11 protein-coding genes and 3 tRNA genes are annotated in these 12,847 nt (G+C 41.7%); all 14 read left to right on the top strand.

The genetic code is table 11. The annotated features are described in order from the left end of the window. Window positions 1-20 precede the first annotated feature (20 nt). The 14 genes from ftsH to AC6I5B_RS17345 all read left to right on the top strand — a co-directional run bounded on the left by ftsH (window position 21) and on the right by AC6I5B_RS17345 (window position 12,818). Window positions 21-1,838, top strand: a complete 1,818-nt coding sequence (ftsH, locus tag AC6I5B_RS17410) for an ATP-dependent zinc metalloprotease FtsH (RefSeq protein WP_412364066.1) — start codon at window positions 21-23, stop codon at window positions 1,836-1,838. Window positions 1,839-1,855: 17 nt separating this feature from the next. Beyond that, window positions 1,856-3,886, top strand: coding sequence for a glycoside hydrolase family 13 protein (locus AC6I5B_RS17405; RefSeq protein ID WP_004613022.1), 2,031 nt, complete (start codon window positions 1,856-1,858; stop codon window positions 3,884-3,886). Window positions 3,887-3,958: 72 nt separating this feature from the next. After that, window positions 3,959-4,040, top strand: a tRNA-Tyr gene (locus AC6I5B_RS17400). A gap of 12 nt (window positions 4,041-4,052) precedes the next feature. After that, a tRNA-Leu gene (locus tag AC6I5B_RS17395) sits at window positions 4,053-4,139 on the top strand. A 96-nt stretch (window positions 4,140-4,235) separates the two neighbouring features. Then, window positions 4,236-5,396, top strand: coding sequence for an FprA family A-type flavoprotein (locus AC6I5B_RS17390; RefSeq protein WP_004613021.1), 1,161 nt, complete (start codon window positions 4,236-4,238; stop codon window positions 5,394-5,396). A 332-nt stretch (window positions 5,397-5,728) separates the two neighbouring features. Continuing rightward, window positions 5,729-6,604 (top strand): Rpn family recombination-promoting nuclease/putative transposase, encoded by an 876-nt coding sequence (locus AC6I5B_RS17385; RefSeq protein WP_004613020.1) that lies wholly within the window; start codon window positions 5,729-5,731, stop codon window positions 6,602-6,604. A 219-nt stretch (window positions 6,605-6,823) separates the two neighbouring features. Beyond that, window positions 6,824-6,896: transfer RNA gene (locus AC6I5B_RS17380), tRNA-Lys, on the top strand. A gap of 177 nt (window positions 6,897-7,073) precedes the next feature. Then, window positions 7,074-7,907 carry a DUF5685 family protein gene (locus AC6I5B_RS17375; protein WP_022250694.1) on the top strand — a complete coding sequence of 278 codons (834 nt, stop codon included), beginning with the start codon at window positions 7,074-7,076 and terminating at the stop codon, window positions 7,905-7,907. Window positions 7,908-7,913: 6 nt separating this feature from the next. Continuing rightward, window positions 7,914-8,531: a J domain-containing protein gene (locus AC6I5B_RS17370; protein WP_004613018.1), complete on the top strand. Its 618-nt coding sequence runs from the start codon at window positions 7,914-7,916 to the stop codon at window positions 8,529-8,531. Then, the gene (locus AC6I5B_RS17365; protein ID WP_497773499.1) at window positions 8,522-9,055 is read left to right on the top strand and encodes a hypothetical protein; all 534 of its coding nucleotides are present in this window, start codon (window positions 8,522-8,524) and stop codon (window positions 9,053-9,055) included. Before AC6I5B_RS17370 ends, AC6I5B_RS17365 begins: the two co-directional genes overlap by 10 nt. Before the next feature lie 101 nt (window positions 9,056-9,156). Further along, on the top strand, window positions 9,157-9,789 hold the full coding sequence (locus AC6I5B_RS17360) for a 4'-phosphopantetheinyl transferase family protein (protein ID WP_004613016.1): 633 nt from the start codon (window positions 9,157-9,159) through the stop codon (window positions 9,787-9,789). A 20-nt stretch (window positions 9,790-9,809) separates the two neighbouring features. Further along, window positions 9,810-10,655, top strand: a complete 846-nt coding sequence (locus AC6I5B_RS17355) for a M15 family metallopeptidase (protein WP_004613015.1) — start codon at window positions 9,810-9,812, stop codon at window positions 10,653-10,655. A gap of 13 nt (window positions 10,656-10,668) precedes the next feature. Further along, entirely contained in the window at window positions 10,669-11,376 is a 708-nt protein-coding gene (locus AC6I5B_RS17350) for a hypothetical protein (RefSeq protein WP_497773498.1), read from the top strand. A 35-nt stretch (window positions 11,377-11,411) separates the two neighbouring features. Then, window positions 11,412-12,818, top strand: a complete 1,407-nt coding sequence (locus AC6I5B_RS17345; RefSeq protein WP_004613013.1) for a deoxyguanosinetriphosphate triphosphohydrolase — start codon at window positions 11,412-11,414, stop codon at window positions 12,816-12,818. The last annotated feature ends 29 nt before the right edge of the window (window positions 12,819-12,847 follow it).

Genomic DNA, 12,847 nt, shown 5'->3' with positions numbered 1-12,847 from the left:
ATAGTAAGAAAAGCAGAGGAATGGGAGGTGCTTCAATCTTTATGGTTGTGGCGCTTGCCTTATTAGTGTACTGGTTTATTGGCCAGATGAACATGAAGCAGCGTGAATATACGTATCAGGAATTTACGCAGGCAGTTCAGGACGGAGAGGTGGATTCAGTCATCATCCGGCAGAATAAAGAGGTGCCGACTGGACGGCTTGAGATTCAGATGAAGGATCAGAGCGAAGATGTAAAATACCTGAATGTTTCTGACGTAAATGAGATACAGGAGTTGTTGAGTAAAGCAGATGTAAAGTGCACACTTGATGATGTGCCGAAAGAGTCATGGTTTATGACCACGATGTTTCCGACGCTTTTGATGGTCGGGGTTGTGATTTTCTTGTTTATGATGATGAACAGACAGGGCGGCGGTGCCAATGCAAAAGCGATGAACTTTGGAAAGAGCCGTGCGCGTATGACAAGTGGTTCGGATAAGCAGGTGAAATTTGCACAGGTTGCAGGGCTTCAAGAGGAAAAAGAAGAATTGGAAGAAATTGTAGATTTCTTGAAAAGTCCGAAGAAATACATTCAGGTGGGAGCCAGAATCCCGAAGGGTGTTCTTTTGGTGGGACCTCCGGGAACAGGAAAGACATTACTTGCCAAAGCCGTGGCAGGAGAAGCGGGTGTTCCGTTCTTCACGATTTCCGGTTCTGATTTTGTAGAGATGTTTGTCGGTGTGGGAGCTTCTCGTGTGCGTGATTTGTTTGAGGATGCGAAGAAACATGCGCCATGTATTATTTTCATTGATGAGATTGATGCGGTTGCAAGACGTCGCGGTACCGGAATGGGCGGCGGACATGACGAAAGAGAGCAGACATTGAATCAGCTTCTTGTTGAGATGGATGGTTTCGGTGTAAATGAAGGAATTATCGTAATGTCAGCGACGAACCGTGTGGATATTTTGGATCCGGCAATTTTAAGACCGGGGCGTTTTGACCGAAAAGTGATGGTCGGAAGACCGGACGTGAAAGGAAGAAAAGAGATTTTGGAAGTTCACGCGAAAGGGAAACCGCTCGGTGACGATGTGGATTTGGCGCAGATTGCACAGACAACTTCCGGATTTACGGGGGCAGATCTTGAGAACCTGTTAAATGAGGCTGCGATTTTGGCGGCGAAAGAGAATCGGGTATACATTCAACAGTCTGATATCCGCCATGCGTTTGTGAAGGTTGGAATCGGAGCAGAAAAGAAAAGTAAAGTGGTATCTGAAAAAGAAAAGAAAATTACGGCTTACCATGAAGCGGGGCATGCGATTTTATTTCATGTGCTTCCGGATGTGGGACCTGTCTATAGCGTGTCTATCATTCCTACCGGAGTGGGTGCTGCCGGATATACGATGCCGCTTCCGGAAAATGATGAGATGTTCAATACACGTGGAAAGATGTTACAGGAGATTACGGTAGCGCTTGGCGGACGTATTGCAGAGGAACTTGTATTTGACGATATTACAACAGGGGCTTCACAGGATATCAAGCAGGCTACAGCACTTGCAAAATCTATGGTCATGAAGTTTGGTATGTCTGAAGAACTTGGACTTGTCAACTACGACAGCGACAGTGAAGAAGTGTTTGTGGGAAGAGATTTCGGCCATGTTTCAAGAGGATATGGAGAGGAAGTCGCTGGAAAGATTGACCGTGAAGTGAAGAAGATTATAGATGAATGCTATGCGAATGCGAAAGAGATCATTCAAAAATATAATCATGTATTAGAGTCTTGTGCAGACTTGCTTCTTGAAAAAGAGAAGATTACGAGAGAAGAATTTAGTGCATTGTTTGATGAGGAAATAGCTGAGTCTTAGGAAAGAGGATAAGAAATATGAATGAGCAGGCACTGTTTTGTGACGGGACGGGGGCGTACGTCATTCCCCCGCAGCCCGATGCAAATGAGGTAATCACACTGCGTTTTCGTACTGCGAAAGATGATGTAGATGCCGTTCGCCTTTTGACCAGAGACGCGAAATATGATTTGCAAAAAGTATATACAAAGGGTGAATTTGACTTTTATGAAGTGAACTGGAGAATGGGAGAGGATACATTCCGATATTGCTTTGAGATACAAAAAGGAGAGGAGATCTGTTATTACAACAGATACGGTGTCACAAACGAGATAATCGGATATTACGCATTTTCCATCGCTCCGGGGTTTGCAACGCCGGACTGGGCAAAAGGCGCAGTAATGTATCAGATTTTTGTGGATCGTTTTTATAATGGAGATACAAATAATGATGTAGAGTCCGGTGAGTATATGTATATTGGAGAGCCGTGTACAAAGGTGGATGACTGGGATAAATATCCGGCGCTGATGGGAGTGCGGGAATTTTATGGCGGTGATCTTAAGGGGGTACTGGAAAAGCTGGACTATCTGCAAGAGCTGGGGATCGAAGTAATTTATTTCAATCCCCTGTTTGTTTCTCCGTCGAATCACAAATATGACATTCAGGATTATGATTATATCGATCCGCATTTTGGTGTGATCGTGAATGACGGTGGTGATGTGCTGACAGAAGATCAGAGAGAAAACCGCTATGCTGAAAAATATAAATGCCGGGTGACGGATAAAGAGAATTTAGAAGCGAGTAATCGCCTGTTTATCCGTCTGGTGGAGGAGATGCATCGCCGCGGAATGAAGGTGATTTTGGACGGTGTGTTCAACCACTGTGGCTCTTTTAATAAGTGGCTCGACCGTGAGCGGATTTATGAAGGAGCAGATGGCTATGAGCCAGGAGCATATATATCTGAGGAAAGTCCATATCGGAAGTTCTTCCAGTTCTTTGGAGAAGAATGGCCTTACAATGGAAATTATGATGGCTGGTGGGGGCACGATACACTGCCGAAATTGAACTATGAGGAATCTGTTAAACTGGAAAATTATATTCTTTCCATTGGGAAAAAATGGGTGTCGCCTCCATATAATATTGATGGCTGGAGACTTGATGTTGCAGCAGATTTGGGACATAGCAATGAATACAATCATGAATTTTGGAAAAAGTTCAGAGAGACCGTAAAATCGGCAAATCCAGATGCCATTATTTTGGCGGAGCATTATGGTGATCCGAGTGAATGGCTTCAGGGAGATGAGTGGGATACTGTGATGAACTATGATGCGTTTATGGAGCCGGTCACATGGTTCCTGACGGGAATGGAAAAACACAGTGATGAAGATCGAGTGGAACTTCGCGGCAATGCCGATTATTTCATTCAGGCGATGAAATATCATATGGCAAACATGCTCACCCCATCTTTGTATGTGGCGATGAACGAATTGTCTAACCACGATCATTCACGTTTCCTGACGCGTACCAATCATATGGTTGGAAGAGTTGATAAGCTGGGACATGAGTCGGCAAGCGAATATACAAATGAGGCGGTTATGCGTGAGGCAGTCATTATGCAGATGACATGGGTCGGCGCTCCGACGGTTTACTACGGAGATGAGGCAGGTGTGTGTGGTTTTACCGATCCGGATAATCGGAGAACCTATCCGTGGGGGCATGAAAATCATAAACTGATCGCATTTCACAAAGATATTATACGGATTCACAAAGAGAGTGAAGCGCTTCGTTATGGTTCGCTGGAGATTCTGCTCGGAGAAGAAAATCTTTTGGCGTATGGGCGTTTTACAGAAACAGAAAAGGTAATCATCATTATCCACAACCGGAGTGAATTAAGTGAAGTGACCGTGCCGGTATGGAGAGCGGAAGTTCCGATGAAATGTAAAATGCAGAGTAATATATATAGCTATGAACATGGATATAAGATGGACAGTGAGCAGTACCTTGTGGAAGATGGAGAAGTCGTTCTGAACATGGGGAAATATTCTGCGGTAGTTATGACTTATAAATCTTAAAAAAGTATTGCGTTTCTAAAAAAAATATGATATAAATATATATTGTCAGGCTTAATAAAGACTGACATATATGGATGGATTCCCGAGTGGCCAAAGGGGGCAGACTGTAAATCTGTTGGCACCGCCTTCGAAGGTTCGAATCCTTCTCCATCCATACTTTTCTTTTGCCGCAGTGGCGGAACAGGCAGACGCACAGGACTTAAAATCCTGCGGGACTTATACTCCCGTACCGGTTCGATTCCGGTCTGCGGCATTGAAGGAATGAGAGTGAAGGTCTTAAAAGAATAAGGTTTTCGCTCTTTTTTTGGCTTTAGAATGTTTTAGAGAATGAAGATAAGGAGAGTGCAAGATGAAAGATACGAAAATTACAGACTCTATTTTATATGTTGGTGTAGACGATAAAGACTTGGATTTGTTTGAAAGTCAGTATGTAGTTCCGAATGGAGTTTCTTATAATTCATATGTGATTTTAGACGAAAAGGTTACTTTGATGGATACAGTGGATCAAAGAGCTACAAAAGAGTGGTTGGAAAATCTTGACGCTGTACTGGAAGGAAGAACGATTGATTATCTTGTGGTTTCCCATATGGAACCGGATCATGCAGCGAATGCAAAAACATTGATCGACAAATTTCCGAATATGAAGATTGTAGGAAATGCAAAGACTTTCGCTATGATGTCTCAGTTCTTTGATGTGGATCTCACGGGCAGATCTGTTGTTGTAAAAGAAGGAGATACACTGAATCTCGGAGCTCATACATTGCAGTTCATTATGGCACCGATGGTGCACTGGCCGGAAGTCATGGTGACATATGAACAGTCAGAAAAGATCTTGTTTTCAGCGGACGGATTTGGAAAATTCGGAGCGCTTGATGTGGAAGAGTCATGGGCGTGTGAAGCAAGAAGATATTATTTTAATATCGTAGGAAAATACGGCGCGCAGGTGCAGGCGTTGTTGAAAAAAGCGGCAACATTGGACATCAAGATGATCTGCCCGCTTCATGGACCGATTTTAAAAGAAAATCTTGCATTTTATATTGATAAATATAATACATGGAGCAGTTATGAACCGGAAGACGAAGGCGTGTTTGTGGCATATGCATCTATTCACGGGAATACAGCAGAAGCGGCAAAAGAGTTCGTTGAGATGTTAAGGAAAAATGGCGCAGAAAAAGTAGTGATTGCAGACCTTTCCAGAGAAGACATGGCGGAGGCTGTGGAAGATGCATTCCGTTATTCGAAACTGGTTGTTGCGGCAGCTTCTTATGACGCGGGAGTATTCCCATGTATGGAAGATTTCTTACATCATTTGAAAGCGAAAAATTACCAAAAACGTACAGTGGGAATTATTGAAAACGGAAGTTGGGCACCTTCGGCTGCGAAACAGATGAAAGCGATTCTGGAAGGAATGAAAAACATTACAATCTGTGAGCCGGTAGTGACGATTAAATCCACACTCAATGAGACAAGCAGAAAAGCGATGGAAGAATTGGCAAAAGAATTAGCGTAATAGTAAATGCGGTACTTATCATAAGTGCCGCACTTTTATTGATAATCTTCTTCCTATATGAGTATAGACATTATTTTAATGAAAACTGTGAATACAAATATACAACTTCTTTATCAGGCAATTTTCAGATTATGTCTGATACCGGATAAGTAAAAATTAGAAGAATTTCTTAAAGAGGCTGAGAAGATTGAGTTTAGTAAATACACAGACGCAACAATATCTGTTTTTGAAGATGAAAATGCAACTTAAAAAAATAAAATTAAAACTGGTGTTCACGGCTTTATTTTGTTAATATTGTCTTATAGAGTTCCTCTGTATTATGGAGGAGTTATATGGGAAGAAAAAAACAGTTAAAGGAACTCACGATCAAAGACAATTTCATGTTTGGCGCAGTAATGATGGATGAGGAAAACTGCAAGGGACTTTTGGAAAGAGTGTTGCAGATTAAAATCGATTATGTGGAGATCAGCAAGGAAAAGAGCATTGTCTATCATCCGGAATACAAAGGTGTACGTCTCGATGTGTATGCTAAAGATGAAAATCACACACGTTATAATGTAGAGATGCAGGTACAGAAAAAGTCGGCACTTGGAAAGAGGAGTCGTTATTACCAAAGCCAGATGGATATGGAGATGCTGCTAACGGGTGAGGATTATGCGGGACTTCCGAATACGTATGTCATTTTTATTTGTGACTTTGATCCGATTGGAGAAGGCAAGTATCGTTACACTTTTCGAACAAAATGCGAAGAGTTGTTAGGAATGAATTTGGAGGATGGGAGAACAACTGTCTTCTTGAATACGCATGGAAAGAATGAAAGTGAGGTCCCGAAAGAGCTGGTAACACTTCTGAAATATATAAGAGAAGATATTGATGGAAGTGAGAGAGAATTTCACGATTCATACGTGGAGAGACTTCAGAAATTTATTCATGAGATTAAGTCGAATCGAGAGATGGAGGAACGCTTTATGATTTTTGAAGAGATGTTGAAAGATGAACGCGCGGAAGGTCGAGAAGAAGGTCTTGCGTTGGGACTTGAAAATGCAAAAAGTACATTACTTTTATGCTTGCAAAGTTTTGGAACAGTTTCAGAAACAATCTGTGATCAAATCCAAAGTCAGCAGGAGTTGGAAGTGCTGAAGCAGTGGACAAAGATAGCATTCCAATCGAAATCGCTGGAAGAGTTTGAAAAGAAGATTTCATTATAAAGTCTATTTCCGGTTATTCCGGATCTGATTACCTGCAGTTTTAGCTATTCTGGTTGAGGCTGTGGGTGAAAAAGAAACAAGTCGATGCCGTTTCAGGAAAATATTCAGAGAAAAAGCAGAGGAATTCTATAAAAAATAAAAAAAACACTTGAAATTGTAAAAAAAATATTATATAATATTCCTTGCGTTAAAGAAAAAATAAATTCAATAATGTGAAATGCGCCTTTAGCTCAGTTGGTAGAGCACCTGACTCTTAATCAGGGTGTCCAGGGTTCGAACCCCTGAAGGCGCAGGTAGAAATCACTGTTTTTGGAGACAAAGAAGCTCCGGGGGCGGTGATTTTTTTGTATAAGAACATTAAATATTTATAAAATACTCCAAAAGAAAATCAGAGTATGATATAATGAGCGAGATATGCAAATGTCAATGATACTTTTGAAAATGATTTGATTGGAAAGAGGGAAAAATCTTGTTTGGATATGTGACAGCGTATAAGCCGGAACTGAAGATGAAAGATTTTTACAAATATAAGGCGTATTATTGTGGACTGTGTAAAGTCTTAAGAGAAAAGCATGGATTTTTAGGACAGTTGACGTTGACTTATGATATGACATTTCTTGTGATTCTGTTACATTCTCTTTATGAGAGTGACATGAATTTTGAAGAGCACCGATGTGTGGTGCATCCGGCGAAAAAGCAGAAGATGTTATATAATGAGATTACCGAATACGCGGCAGATATGAATATTGTGCTGACCTATTTTCATTTTGTGGATGATTGGAAAGATGAGAAGAGCAAGGCGGGACTTGTTGGAGTTCGGGCATTCCGAAAGACATATCTTGAGATTGAAAAAAAATATCCAAAGAAATGCCGGATAATTCGAAGCTGTCTAAAAAAACTGCAGGCATGTGAGGAGCAGAAAGAAGAGAATATTGATATTACGGCAAGATATTTTGGGGAGTTGATGGCAGAACTATTGACTTACAGGCAGGATGTGTGGACGAAAACTCTGCGTAGGATGGGATTTTATCTTGGAAAGTTTATCTATATTTTAGATGCGTATGACGATGTTGAACAAGATTTAGAAAGCGGCAGTTATAATGCGTTGATTTCGCTGTACGGGGAACCGGACTTTGATGAGCGATGTAAAGAGATGATGACCTATGTGTTGGCAGAATGTACCAGTCAGTTTGAACGTCTGCCATGTATTGAAGATGCGGACATACTGAGGAATATTTTGTATGTAGGCGTGTGGGAAAAGTATGATAAAAAGCAGTTGGAAAAAAATAAAGAAGAGGAATAGAAGATTATGATAGCAAATCCATATGAGGTGTTAGGTGTTTCACCAAGTGCAAGTAACGATGAAGTAAAAAGAGCATACAGGGAGATGAGCAGAAAGTATCACCCGGATTCGTATGTAGACAATCCGCTGTCAGGGTTGGCAGAGGAAAAGTTTAAAGAGATTCAGGAAGCGTATGATCAGATTATGAAGGAACGGGAGGGCGGTTTTTCAGGATCTTACACAGGTGGTCAGCAGCAGTCTTATTCCGGAGGTAGTCAGGAGACTGTGGAACTTCAGGCGGCAAGAAACTATATTAATACACGGCGTTTCCGGGAGGCATTAAATGTGCTTTCTAATATACCGAATCGAAATGCGATGTGGTATTATTACAGCTCGATAGCCAACATGGGTTTGGGGAATAATCTCGTGGCGGTAGATCATGCGAAACAGGCTGCGGCAATGGAGCCGAACAATATGGAATATGTAAATTATGCAAATCAGCTGCAGTTTAGAGGACAGCGTTATCAGAATACGGGATATGGCTATGGTCGTCCATCGTATGGAACGGGAAACTTATGTTGTGATTTATGGTGTGCAGACACACTGTGCGAATGTATGGGAGGCGATCTTTGCTCATGCATGTAAATGCGAAAAAAATGGCATTCACAGGAGTGCTCGCAGCATTTGCGGTCATTTTACTTGTGTTGAGTGCAGTGATTGAGACAAGCAGCCTGTTCCTGATCACAGCGGCGGCATTCTGTGTCGGGATTGTATTGCGGGAATGGGGAATCAGGGCAGGTGCAGCGTTTTTGACGGCAAGTTTTCTGGTGGGGCTGATTGTGGCGCCGAATCGTCTGTACTGTATTACATTTCTTGCAATGGGAATTTATTTGGTGTTGAGCGAGATCCTTTGGGAGAAGGTTGCCCAAAGTTCCAAGATTCAGAAAAAGACAGTTGCGGTGTGGATTGGAAAATACATAATCTTTAATGCCATGTTTATTCCGGTGCTGCTCATTTTTCCGACTTTGATTTTGGCAGAAGAAGCAGTAGAAAAGATGTTTTGGATTGTCTTGATCGGAGCACAGGCAGGTCTGTTTGTATTTGATAAAGCGTATATGTATTTTCAGGTTTTTATCTGGGGGAAATTGCGAAGTAAAGTTATGAAGTGAGGACAGAGAATAATCTGTCCTTTTTGGTATAGAAATAAAAAAATTTCTATAGTAAAGAAAATATAACATGTGGTATTATATGATGTGAGGAAATTAAACATATGATTAGAACATGGATTGCAGATGTAACATCTCTGCTGGAGAAAGAAAAATATTTACAATACTATAAAATAGTTCCGGATTTTCGGAAAGAGAAGGCGGATAAAATTGTTTACCAGGAAGGGAAAGCTCTGAGCGTGGGCGTGTGGGTACTGTATGAGAAGATGCGCAGAACATATGGATTGTCGAAAAATGCGGTTTTTAATCTGTCACATTCCGGACAGTATGTACTTTGCTCTGTTGTGGACAGTGAACGTCAAATATGGCATCTCGGATGCGATATCGAAGGTGTCAAGCAGGTGAGACTGGATGTTGCCAGACGTTTTTTTTGTGCGTCCGAATTTCAAAGAATTGTAGAACAGAATACGGAAGTGGAAAGAGCGGAGGAGTTTTATCGCTACTGGGTGTTGAAAGAAAGTTTTATGAAAGCGACCCGGCTTGGGATGAAATTAGGATTGGATCAGTTTGAGATTGGATTTTCGAAAGAGGGAAGTCCGTACTTGCTAAAACAGCCGGAAGAGTTTCCTCAGAGATATTATTTTAAAGAGTATACGATAGCCGATATTCCTTATAAAATTGCAGTGTGTTCTAATTGCAGTGAGTTTTCAAAAACAATAGAAAAGATTGAATTATAGAGGCAAAAGAGGAGAAAATTATGCAGATTTCCAAAGTGTTGAGATATTATGGCGGTTTGGTGAAAAGAAAAATAAAACGAATGAGCCGAAAGAGAAAGCAGATCATAGTTGTCGGAACGAGTTGTCTGGTGTTGGGGCTGGTGTTTGGAAATATATTTGGCGGTATAAGACAAAAGAAACAAGCAGAAAAGCAGATTAAAAAGGTGACAGCGCAGGTTCAAAAGGAAGAGCAGAAAAAGACAAAGGCAGTACAAAAAGAATTAGAGCAGCTGCAGCAAAAACAGGCAGAGCAAGAAGAGGAACTGCCGTGGAATATGGTGCTTGTGAATTCATCGCATCCAATGACGGAAGGATATGTTCCGGAGCTTACGGAGGTGGCGGATGGATATAGTGTGGATTCAAGAATCGCAGAGCCTCTCAATAATATGTTGAAGGCAGCAGAGGCGGATGGAATGAACATTATTATCTGTTCTGCGTATCGTTCGGTGGAAAAACAGGAGCAGGTATTTAACTCATCTGTTCAGGATCGTTTGAATACAGGGATGAATTACTGGGAAGCGTACAGTGACACTGCTATGAGTGTTGCGCTTCCGGGGACAAGTGAGCATGGACTTGGACTTGCGCTTGATCTTATTTCAAATCAATACTCGGAGCTGGATGAAAAACAGGCGGAGACAAAAGAGGCAAAATGGCTGGAAGAGAACTGTTATAAGTATGGGTTTATTCTTCGTTATCCGCCGGAAAAAACAGCCGAGACAGGAATTATCTATGAGCCTTGGCACTATCGGTATGTAGGCCAGGAAGCCGCAAAGGAAATTATGGAATCAGGTGTGACATTGGAAGAGTATTTGGAAGAGAGTTACTAAGGAGGAATCGGACATGGAGAATCTGACATTTGGTGAGCAGGTAAAAATTATCTTAAGTCGCAAGGGGATGACGATCAAAGAGCTGGCAGAGCAGATTGAGGAACGAACCGGGAAAAATATGTCCAGACAGAATATGACGCAGCGGCTCAAAAGAGATAATTTTCAGGAACAGGATATGCGTATGATTGCAGAGATATTGGGATGTTCTTTCCGGCTGAGTATAATGGAACAGATAGAAATGGAGACGGAAAAAGAACAGATTAAGAAAGGAAAACCACAATCGCAGAAGCATGCCGCCGAACGAGATATTACGGTTGGCGAGCTAGTGAAAATGAGCGAGGAACTTCAATTGGAGCCAGTGTCAGAGCCAGAGCCTGTTAAAGAACTTCCGAAAAAGGTGGAAGAAAAGGAGAAGAGAACCGGATTTAGCGGAATCAGAGGCTATATGCGGAAACCAAAGTTTCGAACTGCGGATACAAAGAAAGAGTCAGAGAAGAAAGAGCCGGAAACACCGGTTCTTGGCGAGATCAATCCGTATACGAGAAAAGAATACCAGACAAACAGTGTACGAATGCATCCAAAGCGGATCGGCTATGTACAGGTATATGATCAGGAACAGCATAAATGGACAGATATGACAGAGTGGGCATTTCTAGGGTATCAGGAGAGGAAAAAAGCGCTTCTCGGAAAAGATTATGACCCGCCGATTTATTTGGATTAGAGAAACAGTCAATTGGCAAAGAAAGGGGTGAAAGTATGAAGTGGGAGCAGTTATTATCCAGCAAAAGAAACAGAGAGTTTGGCGGTCGGAGTAAGGCGGCGGACCTTCGAAGTGAGTTTGAAAAAGATTATCATCGCATTATTGGGAGTGCCTCGTTTCGAAGACTTCAGGATAAGACACAGGTATTTCCGCTGGATAAAAGTGATTTTATCAGGACAAGACTGACACATTCTTTGGAAGTGTCTTCTTTTGGGAAATCGTTGGGACAGAATATTGGAGAATCGATTTTGGCATATCAGAAAGATTCGGATTTTACGCCGAAGATGAAGGAAGAGATATGTAATATTTTACAGTGCGCGGGCTTGATACATGATATTGGGAACCCGCCGTTTGGACATTTTGGTGAGACGGTGATTCGGGATTGGTTCAGGAGAAACCTGCCGGCGCTGCTGTTTCGTGGAGAGTGCATAGATCAGGTCCTGGAGAAACAGATGTGTCAGGACTTTTATCATTTTGAAGGAAATGCACAGGCGCTCAGATTGGTCAGTAAACTGCACTATCTTGTGGATGAGCATGGGATGAACCTGACATATGCACTGCTTGGAACGATTGTAAAATATCCGGTTTCTTCTCTGAAAATCGATAAAACAACGGGAAATATCAAGGATAAAAAGCTTGGGTATTACTATGCCGATCAGGAACTTTATGAGGCGATTTGCAAGGAGACCGGAACGAACGGAAGGCGTCATCCGCTCACATATATATTAGAGGCTGCGGATGATATCGCATACAAAACAGCAGATATCGAAGATGCCTTTATAAAAGGTTTTCTTTCCTATCATCAACTGAAAGAAGAATTAGCAGCTTTGGAAAAAGAGGAAAGTGCCGTTTCTTTTCATGCATTGGAAAAATTAGAAGCAAAATATGAAAGTGGGCAGAGAAGAAAAGTGGAAAATCCAGAAGAATATGCCGTGAAGAACTGGATTGTGCAGATGCAGGGATTTTTGATCAATTGTGCAACATATGGATTTACTTCGAACTATGAGAAGATTATGGATGGAGAGTATGGTTATGATTTGTTCCACGGGACATATGGAGAAAAATTGATGAATCTTCTGGGAGATATTGCGTACCGAAGAGTGTTTTCTACATCGGTCATCTATAAGATGGAGATGGCAGAGTCGGTAATGCTTGATTTTCTGTTGGATAAATTTGTAAAAGCAGTGATTGATTATGATACAGATGAGGAGTTGAGCGAGATTGATAAACGGATTGTCTCATTTATCTCAGAAAATTATAAGAGTGCTTATCACTGTCATGCAAAGGGGAAAAGCGAGCAGGAAAAGCTGTATCTCAGACTTCTCCTTGTGACGGATTACATCTGTGGAATGACAGACAGCTATGCAAAACGGCTTTATCAGGAGATGAATGCAATTATATAGATAGGGCGATGGCGGTATGCCGTCGCTTT

Source organism: Faecalimonas nexilis, from assembly GCF_059731825.1.
Note: the sequence above shows the minus strand (reverse complement) of the source record. Positions and strands in the feature narration are given on the sequence as shown.